Origin of the sequence: Rhizobium sp. CFBP 8752, assembly GCF_014842035.1 — a bacterium.
Lineage (GTDB): Bacteria > Pseudomonadota > Alphaproteobacteria > Rhizobiales > Rhizobiaceae > Neorhizobium > Neorhizobium soli.
Window position 1 is genome coordinate 2,317,337 of record NZ_JACYUZ010000001.1, and the last position, 21,619, is coordinate 2,338,955.

At 60.6% G+C, this 21,619-nt stretch carries 27 protein-coding genes and 1 pseudogene; 15 read left to right on the forward strand and 13 right to left on the reverse strand.

Annotated features, from left to right (window positions below):
* Nucleotides 1-24: 24 nt before the first annotated feature.
* The 3 genes from IFT59_RS11245 to trhA form a co-directional block, all read right to left on the reverse strand.
* Entirely contained in the window at nucleotides 25-435 is a 411-nt protein-coding gene (locus tag IFT59_RS11245; protein ID WP_192086850.1) for a (R)-mandelonitrile lyase, read from the reverse strand.
* 95 nt (nucleotides 436-530) lie between these two features.
* The gene (locus IFT59_RS11250; protein ID WP_062453490.1) at nucleotides 531-1,031 is read right to left on the reverse strand and encodes a GNAT family N-acetyltransferase; all 501 of its coding nucleotides are present in this window, start codon (nucleotides 1,029-1,031) and stop codon (nucleotides 531-533) included.
* An 89-nt stretch (nucleotides 1,032-1,120) separates the two neighbouring features.
* A complete protein-coding gene (trhA, locus tag IFT59_RS11255) occupies nucleotides 1,121-1,786 on the reverse strand; it encodes a PAQR family membrane homeostasis protein TrhA (protein WP_062453491.1) in 666 nt (221 codons plus the stop codon).
* Between the two features lie 320 nt (nucleotides 1,787-2,106).
* Here trhA and IFT59_RS11260 point away from each other — a divergent pair, with 320 nt between their 5' ends.
* A complete protein-coding gene (locus tag IFT59_RS11260; RefSeq protein WP_192086851.1) occupies nucleotides 2,107-2,970 on the forward strand; it encodes a VOC family protein in 864 nt (287 codons plus the stop codon).
* A 104-nt stretch (nucleotides 2,971-3,074) separates the two neighbouring features.
* Nucleotides 3,075-4,247, forward strand: a complete 1,173-nt coding sequence (locus tag IFT59_RS11265; protein ID WP_192086852.1) for an AI-2E family transporter — start codon at nucleotides 3,075-3,077, stop codon at nucleotides 4,245-4,247.
* A gap of 23 nt (nucleotides 4,248-4,270) precedes the next feature.
* Here IFT59_RS11265 and IFT59_RS11270 read toward each other — a convergent pair whose 3' ends face one another.
* Nucleotides 4,271-4,678, reverse strand: a complete 408-nt coding sequence (locus tag IFT59_RS11270; protein WP_082471859.1) for a DUF930 domain-containing protein — start codon at nucleotides 4,676-4,678, stop codon at nucleotides 4,271-4,273.
* A 145-nt stretch (nucleotides 4,679-4,823) separates the two neighbouring features.
* Here IFT59_RS11270 and IFT59_RS23290 point away from each other — a divergent pair, with 145 nt between their 5' ends.
* The 4 genes from IFT59_RS23290 (at nucleotide 4,824) to IFT59_RS11285 (ending at nucleotide 8,288) form a co-directional block, all read left to right on the forward strand.
* Nucleotides 4,824-4,955, forward strand: coding sequence for a hypothetical protein (locus IFT59_RS23290; RefSeq protein WP_274598265.1), 132 nt, complete (start codon nucleotides 4,824-4,826; stop codon nucleotides 4,953-4,955).
* Nucleotides 4,956-5,053: 98 nt separating this feature from the next.
* A complete protein-coding gene (locus tag IFT59_RS11275) occupies nucleotides 5,054-7,144 on the forward strand; it encodes a S9 family peptidase (protein ID WP_192087150.1) in 2,091 nt (696 codons plus the stop codon).
* A gap of 295 nt (nucleotides 7,145-7,439) precedes the next feature.
* The gene (locus IFT59_RS11280) at nucleotides 7,440-7,715 is read left to right on the forward strand and encodes a hypothetical protein (protein ID WP_062579631.1); all 276 of its coding nucleotides are present in this window, start codon (nucleotides 7,440-7,442) and stop codon (nucleotides 7,713-7,715) included.
* A 156-nt stretch (nucleotides 7,716-7,871) separates the two neighbouring features.
* Nucleotides 7,872-8,288 (forward strand): MerR family transcriptional regulator, encoded by a 417-nt coding sequence (locus tag IFT59_RS11285; RefSeq protein ID WP_062453496.1) that lies wholly within the window; start codon nucleotides 7,872-7,874, stop codon nucleotides 8,286-8,288.
* A 4-nt stretch (nucleotides 8,289-8,292) separates the two neighbouring features.
* Here the strand turns inward: IFT59_RS11285 and IFT59_RS11290 are convergent, their stop codons facing one another.
* Entirely contained in the window at nucleotides 8,293-8,610 is a 318-nt protein-coding gene (locus IFT59_RS11290; RefSeq protein WP_192086853.1) for a type II toxin-antitoxin system RelE/ParE family toxin, read from the reverse strand.
* A gap of 5 nt (nucleotides 8,611-8,615) precedes the next feature.
* On the reverse strand, nucleotides 8,616-8,906 hold the full coding sequence (locus tag IFT59_RS11295; protein WP_249407528.1) for a type II toxin-antitoxin system ParD family antitoxin: 291 nt from the start codon (nucleotides 8,904-8,906) through the stop codon (nucleotides 8,616-8,618).
* 179 nt (nucleotides 8,907-9,085) lie between these two features.
* Here IFT59_RS11295 and IFT59_RS11300 point away from each other — a divergent pair, with 179 nt between their 5' ends.
* Nucleotides 9,086-9,667 carry a GNAT family N-acetyltransferase gene (locus IFT59_RS11300; RefSeq protein ID WP_192086854.1) on the forward strand — a complete coding sequence of 194 codons (582 nt, stop codon included), beginning with the start codon at nucleotides 9,086-9,088 and terminating at the stop codon, nucleotides 9,665-9,667.
* Nucleotides 9,668-9,754: 87 nt separating this feature from the next.
* Here the strand turns inward: IFT59_RS11300 and IFT59_RS11305 are convergent, their stop codons facing one another.
* The 5 genes and pseudogenes from IFT59_RS11305 to IFT59_RS11325 form a co-directional block, all read right to left on the reverse strand.
* Entirely contained in the window at nucleotides 9,755-10,075 is a 321-nt protein-coding gene (locus IFT59_RS11305) for a type II toxin-antitoxin system HicB family antitoxin (protein WP_197978098.1), read from the reverse strand.
* Between the two features lie 105 nt (nucleotides 10,076-10,180).
* Nucleotides 10,181-10,228: pseudogene (locus tag IFT59_RS23105) on the reverse strand (hypothetical protein); the annotation flags it as partial.
* Nucleotides 10,229-10,379: 151 nt separating this feature from the next.
* Nucleotides 10,380-11,294 (reverse strand): cytochrome c, encoded by a 915-nt coding sequence (locus IFT59_RS11315; RefSeq protein ID WP_192086856.1) that lies wholly within the window; start codon nucleotides 11,292-11,294, stop codon nucleotides 10,380-10,382.
* A gap of 77 nt (nucleotides 11,295-11,371) precedes the next feature.
* Nucleotides 11,372-11,809, reverse strand: coding sequence for a c-type cytochrome (locus IFT59_RS11320; protein ID WP_062579617.1), 438 nt, complete (start codon nucleotides 11,807-11,809; stop codon nucleotides 11,372-11,374).
* 302 nt (nucleotides 11,810-12,111) lie between these two features.
* Nucleotides 12,112-12,714, reverse strand: coding sequence for a superoxide dismutase (locus tag IFT59_RS11325; protein WP_062453504.1), 603 nt, complete (start codon nucleotides 12,712-12,714; stop codon nucleotides 12,112-12,114).
* A 190-nt stretch (nucleotides 12,715-12,904) separates the two neighbouring features.
* On the opposite strand from IFT59_RS11325, the gene IFT59_RS11330 reads away from it, so the two are divergent.
* From IFT59_RS11330 to IFT59_RS11340, 3 genes are all read left to right on the forward strand, one after another.
* Nucleotides 12,905-13,228 carry a hypothetical protein gene (locus IFT59_RS11330; protein ID WP_192086857.1) on the forward strand — a complete coding sequence of 108 codons (324 nt, stop codon included), beginning with the start codon at nucleotides 12,905-12,907 and terminating at the stop codon, nucleotides 13,226-13,228.
* A gap of 115 nt (nucleotides 13,229-13,343) precedes the next feature.
* A complete protein-coding gene (locus tag IFT59_RS11335) occupies nucleotides 13,344-14,075 on the forward strand; it encodes a sulfite exporter TauE/SafE family protein (protein ID WP_192087152.1) in 732 nt (243 codons plus the stop codon).
* A 169-nt stretch (nucleotides 14,076-14,244) separates the two neighbouring features.
* Nucleotides 14,245-14,874, forward strand: coding sequence for an alpha/beta hydrolase (locus tag IFT59_RS11340; protein ID WP_342366086.1), 630 nt, complete (start codon nucleotides 14,245-14,247; stop codon nucleotides 14,872-14,874).
* 55 nt (nucleotides 14,875-14,929) lie between these two features.
* Here the strand turns inward: IFT59_RS11340 and IFT59_RS11345 are convergent, their stop codons facing one another.
* Nucleotides 14,930-15,817, reverse strand: a complete 888-nt coding sequence (locus IFT59_RS11345) for a branched-chain amino acid aminotransferase (RefSeq protein ID WP_062579607.1) — start codon at nucleotides 15,815-15,817, stop codon at nucleotides 14,930-14,932.
* 146 nt (nucleotides 15,818-15,963) lie between these two features.
* On the reverse strand, nucleotides 15,964-16,146 hold the full coding sequence (locus IFT59_RS11350; protein WP_062453508.1) for a hypothetical protein: 183 nt from the start codon (nucleotides 16,144-16,146) through the stop codon (nucleotides 15,964-15,966).
* Nucleotides 16,147-16,357: 211 nt separating this feature from the next.
* Between IFT59_RS11350 and IFT59_RS11355 the strand changes: the two genes are divergently transcribed.
* The 5 genes from IFT59_RS11355 (at nucleotide 16,358) to IFT59_RS11375 (ending at nucleotide 21,553) form a co-directional block, all read left to right on the forward strand.
* On the forward strand, nucleotides 16,358-17,086 hold the full coding sequence (locus tag IFT59_RS11355) for a gamma-glutamylcyclotransferase (RefSeq protein ID WP_249407529.1): 729 nt from the start codon (nucleotides 16,358-16,360) through the stop codon (nucleotides 17,084-17,086).
* Between the two features lie 148 nt (nucleotides 17,087-17,234).
* Nucleotides 17,235-17,429 carry a hypothetical protein gene (locus IFT59_RS11360; RefSeq protein WP_062453509.1) on the forward strand — a complete coding sequence of 65 codons (195 nt, stop codon included), beginning with the start codon at nucleotides 17,235-17,237 and terminating at the stop codon, nucleotides 17,427-17,429.
* A gap of 109 nt (nucleotides 17,430-17,538) precedes the next feature.
* A complete protein-coding gene (locus tag IFT59_RS11365; protein ID WP_192086859.1) occupies nucleotides 17,539-19,053 on the forward strand; it encodes a phospholipase D-like domain-containing protein in 1,515 nt (504 codons plus the stop codon).
* Nucleotides 19,054-19,221: 168 nt separating this feature from the next.
* Nucleotides 19,222-20,046 (forward strand): aldo/keto reductase, encoded by an 825-nt coding sequence (locus tag IFT59_RS11370; protein WP_192086860.1) that lies wholly within the window; start codon nucleotides 19,222-19,224, stop codon nucleotides 20,044-20,046.
* Nucleotides 20,047-20,239: 193 nt separating this feature from the next.
* On the forward strand, nucleotides 20,240-21,553 hold the full coding sequence (locus IFT59_RS11375; protein WP_192086861.1) for an alpha/beta hydrolase family protein: 1,314 nt from the start codon (nucleotides 20,240-20,242) through the stop codon (nucleotides 21,551-21,553).
* Nucleotides 21,554-21,619 lie beyond the last annotated feature (66 nt).

Below are 21,619 nucleotides of genomic sequence, written 5' to 3' on the forward strand. Positions count from 1 at the left end.
CCCTGCGCGTCGGTTAGATGACGATCAGACCGTTTCCCGGGGAATCGCATATTGATCGTCGCTGACAGCCTCCATCCAGTCGGCGGTCTTGCCGTCGAGCGCTTCCCCGATGGCAATATGGGTCATGGCTGTCTGCGACGATGCGCCGTGCCAGTGCTTTTCGCCCGGCGGAAACCAGACGACATCACCGGCGCGGATTACCCGGACCGGGCCGCCCCAGGTCTGGGTGAGGCCGGAACCCGAGGTAACAACCAGCGTCTGGCCGAGCGGATGGGTGTGCCAGTTGGTGCGGGCGCCGGGTTCGAACGTGACCGATGCGGCAACGACGCGGGCAGGCGCTGGCGCCGTATTCAGCGGATCGAGGCGGACTGTGCCGGTGAAATACTCTTCCGGCTGCTTCTTGGAGGCCTGCGAGCCAACACGCTTGATATCCATGGAAAGATCCTTCGTCGTCATGCGATTGATGCGAATGCGATGTCAGCCAGCATATAGGCCGTTCGGACGGAAGTGCCATGAGAAAGCGAAGGACGTCAGCCCGCGACCCTGAGCTCCATGCAGGCGAGATCGAGCCAGCGGCCGAACTTGATGCCGACTTCGGAAAACGTGCCGGTCAGGCGGAAACCGAGCCTTTCATGCAGACGGATGGAGGCGGCGTTGCCCGCTTCGACGCAGGCGATCATCACATGAATGCCATTCGACGCGGCGCGGGTGATCAGCTCGCGCATCAGAAGACGGCCGATGCCCTCGCCGCGGGCCTCGCGGTGCACATAGACGGAATGTTCCACCGTATGACGAAAGCCCTCGAAGGCGCGCCAGTCGCCGTAGGATGCGTAGCCTTTGACGACCCCGTCCTCGTCGGCGACCAGAACCGGAAATCCCCTCGCCCGGCGTGCCGCAAACCAGTCGCGACGGTTGGCGAGATCGACCAGCGTCTCGTTCCAGATCGCCGTCGTATTGGCGACGGCGTCGTTATAGATCTCGAGGATCGCCGGCAGGTCGGCTTCGGTGGCATCGCGGATCAAAGGGGGCACTGGCTATCGTCCATTATAGTGATTGCCCGTCCACTTTATCAGACGGCCGCAGTGTGTAAAGCGGGCTGGCGTCTTGTGGACACGATCGGTCAGGCACTGGCCGACAGGCTAAAGCAGGTCATGACTGCACTATAGTGGACGGCGGCGGCCGCGACGACAAAGGAATGCCAGATGGCATTCTGGAAGCGCAGTCTTTCCCACACGTGGAAGATGACGCCGAGCGAATAGATCAGGCCGCCGATAACAATCAGCAATGCGGAGATCGGCGGCAGATAGGCCGAGACAGGTTCGGCAACCATCAACCCGCTCCAGCCCATGGCCAGATAGAGAAGGATGGTCAGCCGGTCGAACCGGCCGGGGAAAAAGCATTTGATCAGAATACCGAAAATCGCTGTGGCCCAGATCGCGATCAGCATCCCGAAGATCCACGGGTCGGAGGCGCCGCGCTGGAGGAATGGCGTATAGGTGGCGGCGATCAGGATGAAGATCGCCGAATGGTCGAACCGCCGCAGCAGCCACTTGGTCGGCGAGTGCGGCCATATATTGTAGGTAAACGAGATCGACAGGCAAAGGATCAGCCCGATCCCGTAAATCCAGGCGGCAACGATCTCGCCATGGCTCGACCACATGGTGGCGTAAAAGATCAGGGCCGTGGCACCGATCAGGGCGAAGACCAGTCCGATGCCATGGACAATCCCATCCGCGACGATCTCGTGAAAATCGTAGTTTCTGCCAAATTTGAAGAGATCGCTCATTACCCACCTTCCATACCGGTCCCAAGAATGGGGCCGAGCGGAAAGCTTGGCAAGACTGCGCGATTCACAATAAATTTCCGATGGTTTCAACTCTTGGTTATGAGCCGAAAACTGTGGCTGCACGAGCCGGTTCCGGATGGTGCGGGAACGGCGGCAATGAAGCCTGTACGGCTAGAGGTGGCCGCCCCAGCGTCAATAAATCGAGAACAATCTATCGCCGAACTGCTCACTATCGTGAACGATCGATGGCGCGCATAACTGTGGAAAGATTGGCATGGCGCGTCGTCATTTCGATCCCGTTGAAAGCTGGAGGACAGATTATGACAGAACAGAAGCAGCCGTTTGCACTCAGCCGCCCGCTGCATGTCGGGCGGGCGCATCTCGTCGTCAACGATCTTGCTCGCGTCTCCGGTTTCTACCAGAAAATCATCGGGCTTTCGGTGCTTGAAAAGACGCCGAGCGGTGAGGTTCTGGGCGTCGCCGGCGTGCCGCTTCTGACGCTGACGACGGGCGGCAACGTGGCCCGCGCGCCGCGCAATGCGGCCGGCCTCTTCCACACGGCCTTTCTGGTGCCCGGTCGCCTTGAGCTTGCCCAATGGCTGGCCCATGCAGCGCATAACAATATCCAGCTCGAAGGCGCATCGGATCATCTGGTGAGCGAGGCGCTCTATCTTTCCGATCCCGAAGGCAACGGCATCGAGATCTACCGCGACCGCACGCCCACGGAATGGACCTACCATCAGGACGGCACCGTGGCGATGGCGACCGACCGGCTGAACCTTCAGGAGCTTTATAACAGTGCGCCCCAGGCGGCATTTGCCGGAATGGCTGAGGGTACTGCGCTCGGTCATATCCATCTTCAGGTCGGCGACATTCCGCAGGCGGACGCCTTTTACCGCGACGTGCTGGGCCTGAAGATCATGGCGCGGTATCCCGGTGCGAGCTTTTTCGCGACTGGCGACTATCATCACCATATCGCTGCCAACGTTTGGAACAGCCGCGGCGCCACGACCCGGCTTGAAAACATGACCGGGCTTTCCGATTACACCGTGAAGTTCAACGATCAGTCGGCCTTGGCGAACGCGCTTTCCGCACTGGAAAAGCACGAAATCGCGACAACCAAAACCGTCGAGGGCTGGGCTCTCAGAGACCCGTGGGGCATCGGCCTGACGCTTGCTGCGTAACGCGCGCTGAATTCCTGATCGTTGCTATCGTAAACCTGAGCAGTATTCCGGAACCGGAACACTGTTTTTGCGTTGATCGCGACAACGAGGACATCAGACAATTCATGGCCATGACGAGCACGCGCGCAGCCAATCCTAAAAAACGGCTGATCGACTTTGCCGCCAACCGGTCTGCGCATCGCAAGGATGCCGTCATTTCCGGCCTGGAGAGCGAAGACGCCGATGAGAGCCTCGTGCTGGGGCGCGAGGCGCTGGAAGTCGCCAAGGCCTGGGCCGTGATCGGCATCTTCGCGATCGTTTTCTTCGCCATCGTCCACATGATGTCGCTGGTGCTTATCCCTGTCACGCTTGCCGTCGTCGTCGGACTGATTCTCGGTCTGGTCGCGGATAAGCTTGGCCGCCTGGGCGTACCCAAATTCGGCATTGCGATCATCCTCTCCAGCGCTGTGTTCGCCGCGGTCTTTCTGGTCGTCAACGCGCTGGCCGAACCGTTTGCGATGATGATCCAGGAAGGTCCGAGCTTTCTGCAACGCATGATCGACCGGGTGATGCCATTTCTGCAGCGCCAGGAATGGCTAAACATCTCGCCGGCCACGTTCGAAACCGGGCCGATGTCGATGCAGGCGCTGTTGGAGAATTCCGGCAACATCCTCAGCGTCGTTACCGCCAATCTGACGCCGGCCGTCGTGCAGGGCATGATCTTCTTTGCGGCGCTGCTTCTGTTTCTCTACGGCAGGCTTAGACTTCGCCGTACCCTCATCCTCGCCTTCCCGCGGCGTCACCAGAGGCTGATTGCGATCCGTGTGCTGAACGCAATCGATCAGGTTCTCGGCTATTATTTTGCGACTGCGAGCGTGCTCTATCTCGGTCTCGGCATCGTGATGATCGCAATCGCCTATTTCGGCGGCCTCAGCATGCCGCTTCTCTGGGGTCTGTTCGCATTCCTGTCGAGCTTCATCCCGTTTCTCGGGATCACGATCATGACCCTCGCGGTTGCAGCAGGTGGCATTATCACGCACGATACCCTTCTCCTCGGACTGCTGCCCGCGATCGTGTTCTTCTCGGTGCACTTGCTGATGGAAAACCTGATCTTCCCCGCGATCATGGGCCGGCAGTGGGAGATCAATCCCTTTGTCGTGTTCGTCGCCATCCTGTTCTGGACATGGATGTGGGGTGCCGTCGGCGCCATGCTGGCGCTGCCCCTGTCGCTGATCATGATGACCGTACTGTCGGAACTGTTTCCAGAAAAGAAGACCGTTCCGCATCTGCCGGGCTAAAGCCCGGCGATGTCAGCGACCCGTCAGTCGTAAAGGTAGTACTTGTCCCATTCCTCGCGCGGGATCTTGGACCCGACCTTGTAGTCGAATGCGGTGACGCTGAGCCCTTCAGCGTTGGTCTCGCACTTGAATTTCAGCTTGAACCAGTCACCGCCGCTGCGGAACGCTGCGCCGGTTGCCTTGAGGCCGTTGTCGTTCCCGACCGGGTCTGAAAACGTGTAGGCGATCACCTTGTCGGGGCGGAAATCGCCTTCCTTGCGCAGGCGATCCATCGCCTCGAGATCGCAGCGCTGTTCGACTCTTTCTTCCGGTGCAAGGGCGTTCAGCTGGCGAACAATGCGGCCGTCGAGCGCGTGGGCAGGCAGGGTGGAGGCGGCGCAAATCAGGAGAGCGCCTGTCATGGATGCCCGGGCGGGCAGCAGTATCGTCATGGAATCCTATCCAAAGTGACTCGGACGGGGCGGAAACTAGAAGACGGATTCGTTGTTGACCACCTACCAGAGCGGGAATTATCATGACGCATATTCTTTAGGTGGTCGGGACCGGAATCGGTATCATGCTTGGAGGACTGAACAGATGACAGCCGAACTGGCGATGGTATTCCTGATGAGTGGCATTGGGCTATCATTGGTCGTCGCCTTCATATTCTGGCAGCAGCACCGTGACCTCGCACCTCTCGCCAAGTCCCGCGAGCCTGAGAAGAAGTAGGCTCAGGCGGCTTGCCCGCTTGCCTCATGGTCCGGCCGCCCCTATCTCTGGCACTCCCTTCATGACTTCGGAGTGCTTCCTTGGCCCCCTCCCCGAAAATGCCGTTCGAAAATCTGCCCACGCCTCCGGTCGCGGCGAAGAAGCCGGTGACGGATACCCGTCACGGCATTACCCGCACCGACGACTATGCCTGGTTCCGGGCCGACAACTGGCAGCAGATGTTCAAGGATCCGTCGATCCTCGATCCTGAAATCCGCACCCATCTGGAGGGCGAGAACGCCTATATGGAAGCGGCGATGGGCGACACGGCTGCATTGCAGAAGACGCTGTTTGCCGAAATGCGCGGTCGCATCAAGGAAGACGATTCCTCCGTGCCGATGAAGGACGGACCGTTTGCCTACGGATCGCTGTTCGTGACCGGCGGCGAGCAGCCAAAGTATTTCCGCACCCCGCGCGACGGCGGCGATCAGACGATCCTGCTCGACGGCGACAAGGAAGCGACGGGCAAGGACTATTTCCGTCTGGCCGGCATCGACCATGCGACGGATCATTCCAAGGGCATCTGGGGTTACGACGACAAGGGTTCGGAATATTTTACCCTGCGGGTTCGCGATCTCTCGACCGGCGAGGACATGTCGGACGTGCTGGAAAACACGGCCGGCGGCGGCGTCTGGGCGCCTGATGGCAAGAGCTTCTTCTATACGCTGCAGGACGAGAACCACCGTCCCTCCAAGGTCTTCCACCACATTCTCGGCACGCCGCAGACGGACGACCGGCTGGTGTTTGAGGAAAAGGATCCGGGCTTCTTCATGGGCGTCGGCGGATCGCTGCTGGACGACGTGATCTATCTCGACATTCACGATCACGAAACGTCGGAATACCGCCTCATCCCGACCTCGGACCTGACCGCCGAGCCGAAGCTGGTGGCGGCGCGCGAGGAGGGCATCGAGTATTCGATGACCGAAGGCGGCGATGTCTTCTACATCCTGACCAATGACGGCGATGCCAAGGACTTCAAGATCGTCGAGGCGCCGTTTGCGGCACCGGGCAAGGAAAACTGGAAAGAGATCGTACCGCACGAGCCCGGCCGGCTGATCATTTCGCACATGGCCTATGAGCAGCACCTGATCTGGCTGCAGCGCAACCAGGGTCTGCCGGAGATCATCATCCGCGACCGCCGGACCGGCGAGGAGCATTCGATCGCGTTTGCCGAAGAAGCCTATTCGCTGGGGCTATCGGGCGCTGCCGAATATGACAGCACGGTCATCCGCTTTTCCTATTCGTCGATGACGACGCCGACCCAGCTCTACGACTACGATATGGTGAGCCGGACGCGCACGCTTTTGAAGACGCAGGAGATCCCCTCCGGCCACAATGCCGCAGATTACGTGACCCGCCGCGTGATGGCCCCGTCCCATGACGGCGAGCTGGTGCCCGTGTCGCTGCTCTACCGCAAGGACACGCCGCTCGACGGCACCGCGCCCTGCCTGCTCTACGGCTACGGTGCCTATGGGATGACCATCCCCGCATCGTTCTCCACCAACAACCTGTCACTGGCAGATCGCGGCTTCATCTATGCCATCGCCCATATCCGCGGCGGCAAGGACAAGGGTTTTGCCTGGTACGAAGACGGCAAGATGGAAGCCAAGGAAAACACGTTCAAGGATTTCATCGCCGCTGCCGACCACCTCGTGGCCGAGGGCTTCACGTCCTATGAGAACATCATTGCCGAAGGCGGCTCGGCCGGCGGTATGCTGATGGGCGCGATCGCCAACATGGCGCCGGAAAAGTTCGCGGGCATTATCGCGGCCGTTCCGTTCGTCGATGTGCTCAACACCATGCTCGACGATACGCTGCCGCTGACGCCGCCGGAATGGCCGGAATGGGGCAACCCGATCGAGAGCCTGGAAGAGTACCAGTGGATCGCCGCCTACTCGCCTTATGACAACGTGGGTGCAAAACCCTATCCGCCGATCCTTGCCATTTCCGGCCTCACGGATCCACGCGTGACCTACTGGGAACCGACCAAGTGGGTGGCGAAGCTTCGCGAATTCTCGACCGGCTCGGCACCGATCCTGCTCAAGACCAACATGGCTGCCGGCCATGGCGGAAAGTCGGGGCGTTTCCAGCGCCTGGAAGAGATCGCCTTCGAATATGCATTCGCGATCAAGGTGGCCGGGAAAGCCTGACCGTGCGGATCGCGCAGAATCGATCATCTCCAATGACAATCGCCGCAGTGCCTCGATCGGGCGCTGCGGCTTTTTTGTGTGAAAACAGTTTTGAATATGCGGAAACGCGCATATGCCTTGGCGGCGTTCGATTTTCCCGTCAGATCGCTGATTTTTCGACAGAAATCGCGGCGGCGCGAATAAGTCCCATGCGCGCTGTCAAGCCCCAAAACCGGCCGGAAATCTCCCGGCGCAAGCTTCGCACAAGCTTCAGGCGTTAACTCTTGCTTAACCCAAGCGAGATCGAGGCGGTGCCATGAAGATCGATAGTGGCCTCAGCGGCTACAACTACCCCCAGCGGGCGGTCGACATCGATCGCAAGCAGGACGAAACCCAGCAGCGCGACACACCTGCGTCTACCCGTTCCAGCGGTTCGCTGACCGGCAGCAGCACACTGTTTGCAAGCTCGCTGGTGAGCGCCCTGTGGGCCCTCGATGCCGGCGACGACAGCGCTTCGACCTTTGCCACAAGCGGCGCGACCGCTCCCGTGCAGCAGGCCTGGGTTCAGGACATCTACCAGGAATTCTCCTGATCAACGTCTGATCGATCATGGCCCGTCACCGCGGTGACAATCCACGTTCAGGGTTAACATTCCCTGAAGGCGCCCTTCAAGCCAACATGGTGATCCTTGTACCTGTGGTAAATGCGTCCTATCTCAACCTCGAGACATTAGAGGTTTGAGCCTGCCATGCTATCGATCGGCGATCTTTCCAAAAGAACCGGCGTCAAGGTGCCAACCATCCGCTATTACGAGCAGATGGGATTGCTGGCGGCTGCCACGCGATCTGAAGGGAACCAGCGGCGCTACGAGCGCAGCGATCTCGATCGGCTGGCCTTCATCCGCCACGCCCGCGATCTCGGCCTCGACATTTCCGCGATCCGTGAGCTGATCGCGCTCGGTTCGCATCCGCAACAGCCCTGCGGCGATATCGACCGGATCGCAGCCGAGCATCTTTCCGGCGTGCGCGAAAAGATCGCCAAGCTGAAGAAGCTCGAGGAGGAACTCGAGCGCATCGTGTCCCACTGCGACGGCAACCACGCGATCAAGGACTGCTACGTGATCCGCTCACTCTCGGATCACGGGCTCTGCGAGGGGGAGCATTGAGGGGTTAGAGGCGGTTGCGCAGTATGTCATCGCTCACCAGACGGCCACTGAAGAAGAGACCGAGGATGATCACCTCGGGAGAGCGGACGACAAAGGCTATGCTGACACTGCGCCGATAGCCGATGATACGGACGCCCGGGACCTCGCTCTCGCGCACTGTTCCTCGCTCCGGAAAATCAGCGAGACCATTGAGAAAAGCACGCAGTTTCGTCACATAGGTCCAGGCGACGGTCGGGCCGGGACGGTCAGCGACGTAATCGTAGAACTCTTCAACTTCACGCTCGGCTTCCGGATGCAAGATGATCGCATACCGGTTCCCCATGGACCTTATCGGCCTTCGTCGGCAGATTTCGCTTCAGCGGCAAGGCGGGCGCGGTGCCTGTCTTCCAGACGCGAGAAAGCATCGTCAATCGAAACGCCCTCTGCCCTGCCCTCGATCAGCTCGTCATACCGGCCCGGAATTTCATTCCGGAGCCATTCCTCCAAGGGCTGCTCGTTGCTTGCAAGCATCTGGAGACCGGCATCAATGACCTCATCGGCATTCTCGAAGCGGCCGGACTCGATCTGCTTTTTGATGAAACGCTCTGCGTCCTTGCTCAACGCGGTGTTCTTCATCATGGCCCTCGCTTTCAAGACAGCACTGACTGTAGCACTCCTCACGCCACCCAGACAGTCATCAACACCCGCTTGACAAGCATTTTATTCCGGCGCAGAAAGTTGTCATGATGATTACGTGCACCACCACCGCCGCAACGTATTTTTGGGCCTACCTGTAAAGGGCGGCTCGACAGTTCATCATGTCAACAAGCCGCCGTCAGGCGGCTTGGTTGTTTCTAAGGGCACCTGACGGCACGACGAGACCGAAAAGGAATGCCGGAATGCCCCCGATTTCGATCGAAGACAGCGAGATCTCACTGCCGCGCCCGGCCGTGGTGACGATCCGCGCCGCCAAGCGTCACGACCTGCCGCAGTTGAAAGAGATGATCGCAGCCCTTGCCGCGCATCACAACGATCTGGCCGACATTACCCCCGAAATGCTGGAACGCGACCTGTTCGGCGACCTGCCCTGGATCACCGCACTGGTTGCGGATGCGGGCGACGCCCTGATCGGCTACGCCATTCTGGTGCCGCTCTACCGCGCGCAGGAGGGAAGCCGCGGCATGGACCTGCACCACCTGTTCGTGCGCGACGGTCACCGTGGCCACGGCATCGGCCAGCATCTCGTCTCGCGCGCCCGCGACATTGCCCGCAATGCAGGCTGCGGCTATCTCTCGGTCAGCGCCGCCACCGGCAACTTCGCCGCCCACAAGTTCTACGAACAGATGGATTTCAAGCCACGCCCGGTGACCGGCATGCGGTATATGCAGACGTTGGTGTGAGGGTGGATGTTCAACTTGTGACGGCGGGGTAGTTACTGCCGCCGTTCTCGGACGAGCATTGCTCAGATGCAGCACGGAGCTTGACGATTACTTCGCAGCCTTCGCCAGCACCTCGCCAGCCCATTCGTTGAGGCTCTTGCCGGACAGTTCCGCAGCCCTTGCGGCGCGCGCGTGAACTTCGGGATCGATCCGAAACATCACCTTTCCGGAGTAGGGCTTTTGAGGATCTTTGCCGATCCTCGCGCAGGTTTCGAGATAGTCATCGACAGCCTCGCGGAACGCATTCCTGAGACCATCGACATTGTCGGCGTGGAAACCGACGCCGTCGCGGATGCCAGCGATCTGCCCGAACAGAATACCGTCTTCGTCGTCATAGTCGATGCGGGCCGAATAGCCCTTGTAGGTCATCACATTTTTCACGGCTTTACCCCAAGTCGTATCAGATAGGCGCGCAGCTCGCACCTGATATCGCTTTGCTTCCTTGGACGGGTACGGACGATGGAAGGTCTCGACTTCGCCCTTGTTTTCGAACCGGACGCGTGAGCCGCTTCCCTCGATCACTGTGCATCCGGATGCGACAAGCAGGCTTTCGATCGCAGCCCATGGGAGCGCTCCCGATACCGGGTCTGTGAAAACAGCTTCGAGGGTCTTGCGCTGCTTGCCGTCATCACGGCATCATAGGCCTGCTATCATTTATTGCAAGCACCCGCCCTCACCTTGCCGGCACCGCCTTGAGATAGGCGGCGATGGCCTGCAGGTCGCTTTTCGGCAGATGCGCGATGTTCTTCTGAACCTCGACCATGGATCCGCCGACGCTGTCGAAATCGGGGGTGAAGCCGGTCGAGAGGTACTCGGTTATTTCCTCCTCGCTCCAGGCGCCGATGTCCTTGGAGCCGGGGGTGATGTTGGGAATGCTGCCCTGCCCTTCCGGGTTGGGGCCGCCGGCCAGCCACTGTCCTTTTTCGAATCCGCCGAGCGCGTTGCGGGGCGTGTGGCACTCGCCGCAGTGGCCGGGGCCTTCGACGAGGAACTGGCCGCGTTTGACCTTATCATCGGCGGAAGCGAGTTCGACGCGTGGGCCGTCGTCGAAATAGAGGAGTTTCCAGCCGCCGACCGCGAGCCGCTGGTTGAACGGAAAGCCCAATTCGTGCGGCTGCGCGACATTGCTGCTGGGCGGCAGCGTTTTCATGTAGCCGTAGAGGTCGTTGACGTCGGCTGCCGACAGGCGTGCGTAGGAGCCGTAGGGAAAGGATGGATAGAGATGCTCGCCGTTCGGACCGACGCCCCGTGTCATCGCGTCGCCGAACTGGGCAAGCGTCCAGGAACCGATGCCGGCTTTGGGATCCGGCGAGATGTTGGGGACGTGGAAGGTGCCGAACGGGCTTTTCAGCGCCAGTCCGCCGGACAAAATCTTTGCGGCGTCGCCTTCTGCGCCTTCTGCGGCATGACAACCGGCGCAGCCGCCCGCCCAGAACAGTTGCTCGCCCTTGGCAAGATCGGCCTGACCGACGCTCGACCAATATCCGGCCTCATGCGGCTGGGGCTTTGTCAGCGCCCAGGCCGTAACGGCGCCGGCGGCGACAACGACCACGCCGATGCCTAACACTTTTGCCCATCTTGCGGCCATCGCCCGATCCTTCTCCGACATCAACGCGGAACGGAACGGCTGCCTTTGCGACAGCCGTTCAAGCATGTAGGCATGCGCTACTTCTTCAGGCGGTAGGTCTCGTGGCAGGAGCCGCAATTGGCGCCAAGCGTCCCAACGGCCTTCTGGACGCCTGCGGCATCCGTCGGCATCGAAGCGAGGATCATGTCGGCATCGGAGGCGAGCTTGTTCGCTTTGGCGCGGAAATCGGCTTCGTTCTTCCAGATCGCCGGCGATGCTTCCGAATTGGCTTCGGATCCGACAGGGAACTGGTCCGGGAAGGCCTTCATATTGGTGCTGATCGTGGTCAGCGCTGTCTTGATGGCATCGGCGTCGTAGGGTTTGTCGCCTTTGGCGATGTTGCGCATGGCTGCCGTGGAGGCGGCCACCTGCTTCATCATCTGTTCGCGCTTCTCGACCACCGCATCCTGCGCAAGGACAGCGGTGAAGCCGAGACAGAGTGCCGCGGTCGTCATGGCGATAGTTCTGAATTTCATTTCCGGCTCCGATCCCTAAAACGATGTGATGTCTGCGTCTCACATCATCAACGCATTCGCGTGATGATGATGGCAAGCTTACATGACCGAAAGAAGTCACGATTTCGTAATTTAGCGCTCGATTCTAGAAGTCGTCAAACCCAATGCAAAGTCATGTTTTTCAAGCGCTTCAGATCGACCGCGCGTGGGCGGACAGCGGCGCCTGACGATAGCCAGGCTTGATCAGACATCGGGTGATCAGAAACGCAAACACCCGGCGCCTTGCGGCACCGGGTGTCTGGTAAATCAGCAATTAATTGCGCTTACTTGGAAGCCGCCTCGTAGCGTTCCAGCACGTAATCCCAGTTGATCAGGCTATCGACGAACGCCTCAAGGTACTTCGGGCGGGCGTTGCGATAGTCGATGTAATAGGAATGTTCCCAGACGTCGACGCCGAGGATCGGCTCTGCGCCGTGGACCAGCGGGTTTTCGCCGTTCGGGGTCTTGGAGATGACGAGCTTGCCATCCTTCACCGAAAGCCAGGCCCAGCCGGAGCCGAACTGCGTGGTGCCGGCTGCAATGAAATCAGCCTTGAACTTGTCGTAGCCGCCGAGATCAGATGCGATCGCTGTTTCGAGCTTGCCCGGCAGCTTGTTTCCGCCGCCGTCCTTCTTCATCCACTTCCAGAAATGGACGTGGTTGTAATGCTGGGCAGCATTGTTGAAGAGGCCCTGGTTGGTGCCGAAGGACTTCTTGACGACGTCCTCGACCGACAGGTCAGCCATGCCGGCTTCGGCCGCCAGCTTGTTGCCGTTGTCGACATAGGCCTTGTGGTGCTTGTCGTGGTGGTATTCCAGCGTTTCCTTCGACATGAAGGGCGCAAGGGCTTCGTAATCGTATGGAAGTTCGGGAAGTTCGAAAGCCATTGGTATACTCCTTTTGGCAAACACCGTGGGTGAAGGTCGTGCTGGAACATAGGAGCGCGATGGGGAAGAGGCAACGGTGAACCTTCCAAAAACAACCGCTCAATCGACAAGAAATTGCTGAATTTTCCAAGCATTAGCGAGAGGAATCAATCGCTTTCGCACCGAATGCAGAAACCGGAGAAAATTGACGATGAAAAACTTTGTGGCACCGATCCTCCTCGTTTGCGCAACCGGCGCCGTGACGGCCCAGGCCGCTTCCGACGATGCGTGGACGACGTTTCAGGCTGACGTCGGCAAGGCCTGCGTGGCGGCATCGAAAGACCTGATCGAGAACGGAAGAGCGGTGGTCGATCCGTTCGGAAGCCAGTCCTATGGGCTTGCGGTCGTCACCGGCAAAGCCAAAGGCGCCAAGGTCAGGATCAGCACGATCTGCGCCTACGACAAGAAGACCAAAAAGGCCGAAGTGGGTGGCGAGATCTCCGCCGACATGCTGAGGGCAAAACCTGGCAAGTAACATCCGCGACCGCGCGGGCGGCAGCGTTTGGGAACTTTTCCACCACGGCAGACTTTTCCGGGCATGAAACACTGCCGGGAGGGCTGCCGTGTTTGATTTCTTGACCTTCGACTTTCTGACGTCCGATTTCGTGATCTTCGTGGCAATCGGCTTTTTCGCGCAGATCATCGATGGCGCGCTCGGCATGGCTTTCGGCGTTCTCACCACCACTAGTCTGCTTGCTTTCGGCGTGCCGCCGGCAGTCGCCAGCGCCATGACGCATGTGACCGAGTGTTTCACGACGGCTGCATCCGGTGCCTCGCATCTCTACCATCGCAATGTAGACTGGCGGCTGGTCAAACGACTGGCGCCGGCCGGCATGCTCGGCGGCGCGATCGGCGCCTATCTCCTGTCCAGTATCGACGGCAAGGCGATCGAGCCGTTCGTCTCGGTCTATCTGATGCTGGTCGGATGTTACATTCTCTACAAGGCCTTCCGCCCGGCCTTCAGGCGCGACATGCATGACCGGATCGTGCCCTATGTGGGCGGTGCGGGCGGCGTGCTCGATGCCATGGGCGGCGGCGGATGGGGGCCGATCGTCACCAGCTCGCTTCTCGGCCGCGGCCATGAACCAAAGAAGGTGATCGGCTCCACGAACCTCACCGAATTTGCGGTAACGACGGTGATCTCGGCGACCTTCATCGCCACGCTCGGCTGGTCCGAACTGTCGTCGGCGCTCGGCCTCATCCTCGGTGGCGTGCTGGCGGCCCCGTTCGGAGCGCTGATCGTCAAGCGACTGCCGACCAAACCGCTGATGGTCGCCGTCTCCCTGATCATCATCGGTACGGCTGCGGTGCGGATCATCTGAGGGCGATGCTCCTCTAACCTTCCAGCCCATCGCAACATCCCACATCCGCTGCCCTGCACCTGTCCCTTTGGCGGCTGGCGCGCTAGATAACGGGTATCGCGGTTTCCTCCGGGGGCCGTAGCGGAGTGTTCTCCGACGTCTGATCCTCATCTGCAAAGGTATGTCTTCCATGGCCGAAACGAACAGCCCGAACCTTCTCGTCATCCTCTTGCACGGTGTCGGCTCCAGCGGCGACAATCTGGCGCCGCTTGGGGAGGAATGGGCGGGGACGCTTGGCGATGCCGTCTTCGTTTCGCCCGATGCGCCGGAGCCTTCAAGCTTTGGTGCCGGCTACCAGTGGTTCAGTGTGGCAGGCGTCACGCCGGAAAACCGTGGCGAGCGGATTGCGGCGGCGCGGCCGGGTTTCGATGCCTTGATCAACGGCATCATCGCGGACAACGGCTTTTCCGACAGGCTTGATCGCGTGGCGCTGGTGGGGTTTTCGCAAGGAACGATCATGTCGCTCGACGCGGTCGCGGACGGCAGGTTTGGCGTGGGTGCGGTGGTCGGTTTCTCCGGCCGGCTGTCATCGCCTGAGCCGCTGTCGCCCTCCAAGGGCATGCCGGTGTTTCTGGTGCATGGCACCGCCGACGACGTCATCCCGTCCTGGGAAAGCGAACAGGCGGCCGATACGCTGGCGAAGCATGGTTTCGACGTGGAGACATCGATCGAGCCCGGGCTCGGCCACACGATTTCCGGCGCCGGTGCCGGTCGCGCCGTGGAATTTCTGGCGAAAGTGTTTGGATACGAAGCGCTTTAACGCGGCAGAACAAGGTTGAGGGACGGCGCCCGGACCGGGTGCCGTCCCTCGTCAATCAGACGTCTTCGCCCTTGGTCGAGCGTGCCCAGTCCATGTAGAGTTCGAGCGCCTTGCGGGCGACAGGACCTTCCTGCAGGGAGCGGTCCTCGAACCGGTTCACCGGGGCGATTTTCGAGTAGTTGCCGGACGTGAAGATTTCGTCGGCATTGGCGAAATCGGCAGCAGTCAGCGTGACTTCGCGCACGTCGAAGCCGGCGCCGCGCAACAGGGTCAGCACGCGCGAGCGGGTGATGCCGGCCAGGAACGTGCCGTTGGCGATCGGCGTCATGACCACGCCGTCCTTAACCATGAAGATGTTCGAGGATGCGGTTTCGGCGACATTGCCGTTCATGTCGAGCGCGAGCGCATTGTCGAAGCCGCGGCTCTGCGCCTCGACGATCATGCGGCCGCTGTTGGGATAAAGGCTACCGGTCTTGGCGGCCGTCATGGCCACCTCGGCGCTCGGGCGGCGGAACGGCGACACGGTGAGCGACGATGCCTTTGCCGTGTGCATCGGAGCTTCGAACAGGCAGAGCGCAAACCGGGTCGATTCCGGATCGGCGGCGACGACGCTGGTGGGAAGACCGTGCTCGGCCCAGTACATCGGCTTGATGTAGATCGCCGTCTTGCCGTCGAACTTCTTGACGCCTTCCAGCGCCAGCCGCTCGATCTCTTCTGCGGCCATGACCGGCTTCATGCCCATATTGATGGCCGAGCGGTTGACGCGCTGGCAGTGCATGTTGAGATCCGGCGAGATGCCGTCGAACCAGCGGGCGCCGTCGAACACGGTCGTGCCCAGCCACATGGCGTGCGAGGTGGGTCCGATCAGCTTCGGATTGCCTTCCACCCACTCACCATCCACGTAAGTCCAGGTGGTGGAGCGAGGGGATGTGTCGACGGCCATGATATTCTCCTTCGGGTCTTCAAAGCTTGGCGGGGGTCGCTAAAATTTGGCGTGAATGAAATCCCCGAAGCCCTCAAGGTCAAGCGACAATCCGAGATGATTCATCACAAATATTGATGGCACGCCGAATTGCCGCCGTCCGATGGTCAGGGCGCTCGCTGCGGTGCGGGTGCCGGAAGAAGCGGCGAGTCCGATGGCTGGCGCGGACTGCCCGGCGCTCCCTGCAACAGGTTATCGCTGCCCAGCTGACGACTGTCGTTCTGCATCAGGGTGATTGACAAAATGACGGCCACCAGCAGGCCAAGGACAATGAGAAACAACCAGCGCATGTATCGAAAACTCCCTCTCACGCAGAATAACGCGAACATTTCCGTCTGAAACGTTGCGTGATCCCTTCGACCAGAACAGTGGGGCCACTCTGCGGCAACGCAGCAAATCCTTCACAAACGCGGCCCAAAAACGTTGACAGCAGCCTTTCAGGCTTGCAGTCTTGCGCCTCACCTCCCGTTTACGCACTCATTTTTTTACAACGCAGAGGCCATGTCCAGATCCGGCGCCCTCACCTCAACGGCTCTCAAGTCATCCTCCATGGCGTTGACGCAGGACCTCGTCGACCTGTGTTTTCGTGACGAGATGGATCCGGGCGCACCGCCAACCTGGGAACCGCTGACGGATGCCGACTATGCCGAGATTACCGAGCGGCTGGTGGGGGATATCGGCGATGAGCCTTTGTGGATCTTTGCCTACGGTTCGCTGATCTGGAAGCCGGGCTTCGATTCGATCGCCTGCCAGCGGGCGACGGCCTATGGCTGGCATCGGTCGTTTTCGCTGCATATCGAACGCGGCCGCGGTTCGCCGGACCAGCCGGGGCTGATGATGATGCTGTCGCGGGGCGGGCGTTGCGACGGCGTGATCTACCGGGTGTCCGATTCGGAAAAGCGCGAGCAGATCGACAAGGCGCTGCGCCGCGAGGTGAGCCACAAGGACAGCCTTTCGACCTTCCGTTTTCTCCCCGTGCGGACGCAAGGCGGCGAGACGATCCGGGCGCTGACTTTCTGGGCCGGCGGCAAGAGCCCGCGGATCATCCGGCCGCTTCCGCCGCTGCAGGATGTGGCGCCGGTTCTGGCACGCGCCTGTGGCCATCGCGGTTCCTGTGCCGAGTATCTCTATAATACCGTCGTGCATCTGGCCGAATTCGGCATCCGCGACCGCAATCTCTGGCGGCTGCAGGAGATGGTGGCACGCGAAATCGAAGCGATGCACGCGTGAAAGCATGATGCCGACCGTCGGGGCCGGCAGTGCGAAATCTGGCACTCTCTCATAAAAGTTGAGGACGGCGGGCTCGATCCGTGTTTGAACGCTTTCGGGGGCGCGTGCGACCCCCATCGCGATGACCGGTACCGTGCCAGCGAGACCCATGACGACTCTAGCCACCATAGTGTACCTGACGGTAGCGACCGCGTTCTTCGGGATGACGTTGGCCGAGGGTGTGACACGACGGCTTCCCTGGAGCTTCGACAGGATCATGGGACTTTTGCTGTCGTGCCTGTGGCCGCTGATCCTGATTGCGATCGCGGTCAGCAGTCATCGCGATCGCAGAAATGCAGGATGACGCGGCTGCGCATTACTCCACCGATCCTTGTATATTTCCCGTAGAAGCAGCGCGGCGCTGCCCTATATCCTCGATAACCGAAAAGACGAAGACTGGGGCGACTGGATCGATGCAAAGCATCCTCAACGAAGGCGACACGTGCTGGCGGATTGCCAAGGCGGACAGACTTTCCATCATCATCGATGCAGCCGATTTCTTTCGCTTCGCCAAGCGCACGATGACGAAGGCGAAAAAGTCGATCTACCTGATCGGCTGGGATTTCGACACGCGCATCCAGCTGGAGCCGGGCAAGAAGGATGGCAAGGCTGACAAGGCCGCGAACGAAGAATGGCCCGACGAGCTTGGCAAGTTTCTGAACGCGCTCGCCGAGCGAAACAACGGGCTCGATATTCGCATTCTCAAATGGGATATCGGGCTGATCAATTCGATCACTCGCGGTGAAACCCCGTTTTATATTCTCAAATGGATGTTCGACAAGCGCATCCATCTGAAGCTCGACGGCGCGCATCCGGCGCTGTCGGCGCATCACATGAAGCTTCTCGTCATCGACGACGAAGTGGCGTTCTGCGGCGGGATCGACATGACCGTCGGGCGCTGGGACAGTCGCGATCATTCGGAAGACGAGCCGTTGCGCAAGTCGCCGATGGGGTTTGCGCAAGGTCCCTGGCACGATGCCACCACCTGCCTTTCCGGCGAGGCCGCACGGGCGCTTGGCGAGGTCGCACGGCGGCGCTGGAAACTGGCAACCGACGAGACGCTCGATCCGCCCGACGAGAATACCGCCACGGAGAACGATCCCTGGCCGGACGAGCTGGAGGTCGGGTTTCGCGACATCTCGATCGGCATCGCCCGCACCGCGCCTGAATACGAGGGGCGCAGCCAGATCGTCGAGATCGAGACGGCCAAGCTTGCGATCATCGGTTCGGTGAAAAAGACGCTTTATGTCGAGAGCCAGTATTTCGCCTCGCGCCGTATTGCAGAGGCCATGGCGGAACGGCTGAAGGAGCCCGACGGACCGGAAATCGTGCTGATCAATCCGGAAGGCTGCGAAGGCTGGCTGGAAGCCAAAGCGATGGACAGCGCCCGCATTCGGCTGATGAAGATGGTGAAGGACGCCGATGTTCATGATCGCTTCCGGATCTACTACCCTGTCAACGAGGCCCGCACGTCGATTTATGTGCATGCCAAGATGATGTTTGCCGACGACCGGATCGTGAAAATCGGCTCGGCCAATCTCAACAACCGCTCGATGGGCTACGATACGGAATGCGACCTCATCCTCGAGGCGCAGCCGGGTGAGGACACGCTGAGCGCCAAAATCGTCAGCACCCGCGACGATCTCATCGCCGAACATCTTGGGCGCGAACCGCAGGAAGTGCGTGACGCGGTTGCAGCGCATGACGGGTCGATCATCGCGGCCATCGAGGCCTTGAACCGACAGAGCGGCCGAGGTCTGCTGCCGGTCAAGATGCGGGAGCTGAGTGCCGACGAGGAATTGCTGGCTGAATCGGACATTGCCGATCCCGAGCGACCAAGCGGCGTGCGGTACCGGACATCAAACTTTCTGAAACAGCGGTTCGGTCGAGTCGCGAGACGGGCGAAACGGGCGCGCAAAGAGACCTGACGAGGCCGATTGCGCGGCCTCCAGCGCCTTCTTTCAAGCCGATTTGTCGCATCCGGTGGAGTGATCATGGGCCGGTCTCTGCTTGATCGCCGGATTTCACGGCCCATCTAGAGTGCGCCTCTTCTTTGCCCGGCTCCCCGTCGGGCCCCCTTTTCCAAGGAGCACATGATGCAAACCGTCAACGCCAACGGCGCCCATATCCCAGCTCTCGGTTTCGGCACGTTCCGCATGCCCGATGCGGATGTTCATCGCATTCTGCCGCAAGCCCTCAAACTCGGCTTCCGCCATGTGGACACTGCGCAGATCTACAAGAACGAGCAGGCTGTCGGCGACGTTCTTCGTCAGTCGGGCATTCCGCGCGACGACATCTTTCTCACCACGAAAGTCTGGGTCGACCGCGTCGGTCACGATGCCTTTATCGCTTCGGTGGACGAAAGCCTTTCCAAGCTGCAGACCGACCATGTCGACCTTCTGCTGCTGCACTGGCCGCAAAGCGAAATGCCGCTGGCCGACCGGATCGGCGCGCTGAACGAGCTGAGAACCGCAGGCAAGGTCAAGAATATCGGCGTTTCCAACTTTGCGACCGCGCTGATGGCTGAAGCGATCAAGCTGTCCGATGCGCCTATCGTCAACAACCAGGTGGAATATCACCCCTATCTCGACCAGACCAAGGTGCTGATGGAAGCGCGCAAGACCGGCATGTCGGTGACCGCCTATTACCTGATGGCCGATGGCGCGGTGCCGAAGGACGAGGTGTTGAAGGAGATCGGCGCGAAGTACAAAAAGACCGCCGCTCAGATCGTGCTGCGCTGGGCCGTGCAGCAGGAGGACGTGATCGCGCTGTCGAAGACCGCGACCGAAAGCCGGCTGCCGGAGAATTACGACATCTTCGACTTCTCGCTGTCGCCGCAGGAAATGGAAGCGGTGTTTGCGCTGTCGCGGACAGACGGACGCATCGTATCGCCGGTGCATCTCGCGCCAGAGTGGGACTGATCCGGTCCGAGGCTTCGGTCTCGGACAATGGTCCGTTTGGGTCGCTTCCCACACACTCCCGCCGTGGTTTGTGTGGGATCCCGCCCAATTGCCCGGCGAGCCTCCCCCACGCGGCAGCCGAGGCCACGTCTTCTCTTGCCTCTCCCAGCCAGAACCATAGGTCTTGTCACGGGCTGGAAGAGGAGGAGTTTTCATGCATTTCAGAACGATATTGATGTCCGCGGCGGCGGTGGTTGTTACCGCCCTGCCCGCCAGCGCGCAGCAAAAGCCTGCGGACCCGGCGCCGAAGGACTGCCCGAGTTCGATGCCTGTAGGGACCGAGTGCTTTGCGGGTCAGGATCTGCACGGCGCCTATTACTGGATCGCCAAGCCGAAGGACTGGAACGGCACCCTTGTCGTTCATGCCCATGGCGGGCCGCGCACCGCAAAGCCTACGCCGGACGATCCGGTCGAGGATCTCGAGCGTTTCGCGGTCACCGTTCAGGAGGGCTATGCCTGGGCCGGTTCCAACTATCGCCGCGAGGGCTATGGCGTGCGGATGGCGGCGTCCGATACCGACACTCTGCGCCAGATCGCGATCGCGCTTCTCGGTGAGCCGAAGCATGTCCTGCTGCACGGCCAGTCCTGGGGCGGCAATGTGGCGGCAAAGACGGCCGAACTCTACGCACTCGACTGGCGCGGCCAGAAGAATTACGACGGCGTGGTGCTGACCAGCGGCTTGCTGGCCGGCGGCGGCCATGGCTATGACTTCCGCGCCGATCTGCGGGCCGTCTACCAGTATTACTGCAAGAACCATCCGCGCGCCGACGAGGTGCAGTATCCGGTCTGGCAGGGCCTGCCGAAGGGCGTGAAGATGTCGCGCGACGAGCTGCAGCAGCGCGTCGACGAATGCACCGGCATCTCGCTTGCGAAGGACAAGCGGTCGCCAGAGCAAGCGAAGAACCTCGCCAATATCCTCGCCGTCACCAAGGTGCCGGAAAAGACGCTGGTGGCGCATTTGAGCTGGGCGACCGGATTGTTTTCCGACATCGTCTGGCGGCGCATGGACGGAAAGAATCCGTTCGACAATTCCAACGTTCAGTACAAGGGATCGGACGACGACGCGGCGCTGAACACGGGTGTCGAGCGGTTCAAGGCGGACCCGCAAGCGGCTCGGCTGATGGCCTATGATGCCGATCTCACCGGCCAGATCGTCGCGCCGACCATCACCCTGCACGCCAAGAACGATCCGACCGTGTTTGTCGATCACGAGGCGATCTATCGCCGGACGGTGGACAAGGCTGGCAATGGCGAGCTGCTGGTGCAGAACTTTTCGGACGAGGCGGAGCATTCCAAGCTCTCGACGCCGCAATATGCAGCGCTGTTTTCCGCCATGCTGAGCTGGATCGACAAGGGCGAGAAGCCGACGCCGCAGACGGTGGCAGCCCTGTGTGCGGAGAAAGCCGAGACCTACAAAGAGCCTTGCAGGCTTCTGCCGGATTTCGTGCCGCAGATCCAGGAACGCTAGAGAGCGTCTTGCCGCGTAGATCAGGCTAGGACGGGCGGAGCACGTGCTCCGCCCGTCTTCGTTTGT

Bases quoted from the DNA above. Each gene is read 5' to 3' on its own strand.
- IFT59_RS11330 (WP_192086857.1), top strand. From the start codon at position 12,905: ATGAAAAACTTTGTGGCACCGATCCTCCTCGTTTGCGCAACCGGCGCC.
- IFT59_RS11265 (WP_192086852.1), top strand. From the start codon at position 3,075: ATGGCCATGACGAGCACGCGCGCAGCCAATCCTAAAAAACGGCTGATC.
- IFT59_RS11275 (WP_192087150.1), top strand. From the start codon at position 5,054: ATGCCGTTCGAAAATCTGCCCACGCCTCCGGTCGCGGCGAAGAAGCCG.
- IFT59_RS11270 (WP_082471859.1), bottom strand. From the start codon at position 4,678: ATGACGATACTGCTGCCCGCCCGGGCATCCATGACAGGCGCTCTCCTG.
- IFT59_RS11300 (WP_192086854.1), top strand. From the start codon at position 9,086: ATGTCAACAAGCCGCCGTCAGGCGGCTTGGTTGTTTCTAAGGGCACCT.
- IFT59_RS11325 (WP_062453504.1), bottom strand. From the start codon at position 12,714: ATGGCTTTCGAACTTCCCGAACTTCCATACGATTACGAAGCCCTTGCG.
- IFT59_RS11260 (WP_192086851.1), top strand. From the start codon at position 2,107: ATGACAGAACAGAAGCAGCCGTTTGCACTCAGCCGCCCGCTGCATGTC.
- trhA (WP_062453491.1), bottom strand. From the start codon at position 1,786: ATGAGCGATCTCTTCAAATTTGGCAGAAACTACGATTTTCACGAGATC.
- IFT59_RS11315 (WP_192086856.1), bottom strand. From the start codon at position 11,294: ATGGCCGCAAGATGGGCAAAAGTGTTAGGCATCGGCGTGGTCGTTGTC.
- IFT59_RS11350 (WP_062453508.1), bottom strand. From the start codon at position 16,146: ATGCGCTGGTTGTTTCTCATTGTCCTTGGCCTGCTGGTGGCCGTCATT.
- IFT59_RS11245 (WP_192086850.1), bottom strand. From the start codon at position 435: ATGGATATCAAGCGTGTTGGCTCGCAGGCCTCCAAGAAGCAGCCGGAA.
- IFT59_RS11280 (WP_062579631.1), top strand. From the start codon at position 7,440: ATGAAGATCGATAGTGGCCTCAGCGGCTACAACTACCCCCAGCGGGCG.
- IFT59_RS11345 (WP_062579607.1), bottom strand. From the start codon at position 15,817: ATGGCCGTCGACACATCCCCTCGCTCCACCACCTGGACTTACGTGGAT.
- IFT59_RS11290 (WP_192086853.1), bottom strand. From the start codon at position 8,610: ATGGGGAACCGGTATGCGATCATCTTGCATCCGGAAGCCGAGCGTGAA.
- IFT59_RS11365 (WP_192086859.1), top strand. From the start codon at position 17,539: ATGCAAAGCATCCTCAACGAAGGCGACACGTGCTGGCGGATTGCCAAG.
- IFT59_RS11340 (WP_342366086.1), top strand. From the start codon at position 14,245: ATGGCCGAAACGAACAGCCCGAACCTTCTCGTCATCCTCTTGCACGGT.
- IFT59_RS23290 (WP_274598265.1), top strand. From the start codon at position 4,824: ATGACAGCCGAACTGGCGATGGTATTCCTGATGAGTGGCATTGGGCTA.
- IFT59_RS11295 (WP_249407528.1), bottom strand. From the start codon at position 8,906: ATGATGAAGAACACCGCGTTGAGCAAGGACGCAGAGCGTTTCATCAAA.
- IFT59_RS11285 (WP_062453496.1), top strand. From the start codon at position 7,872: ATGCTATCGATCGGCGATCTTTCCAAAAGAACCGGCGTCAAGGTGCCA.
- IFT59_RS11375 (WP_192086861.1), top strand. From the start codon at position 20,240: ATGCATTTCAGAACGATATTGATGTCCGCGGCGGCGGTGGTTGTTACC.
- IFT59_RS11370 (WP_192086860.1), top strand. From the start codon at position 19,222: ATGCAAACCGTCAACGCCAACGGCGCCCATATCCCAGCTCTCGGTTTC.
- IFT59_RS11305 (WP_197978098.1), bottom strand. From the start codon at position 10,075: ATGACCTACAAGGGCTATTCGGCCCGCATCGACTATGACGACGAAGAC.
- IFT59_RS11360 (WP_062453509.1), top strand. From the start codon at position 17,235: ATGACGACTCTAGCCACCATAGTGTACCTGACGGTAGCGACCGCGTTC.
- IFT59_RS11355 (WP_249407529.1), top strand. From the start codon at position 16,358: ATGTCCAGATCCGGCGCCCTCACCTCAACGGCTCTCAAGTCATCCTCC.
- IFT59_RS11320 (WP_062579617.1), bottom strand. From the start codon at position 11,809: ATGAAATTCAGAACTATCGCCATGACGACCGCGGCACTCTGTCTCGGC.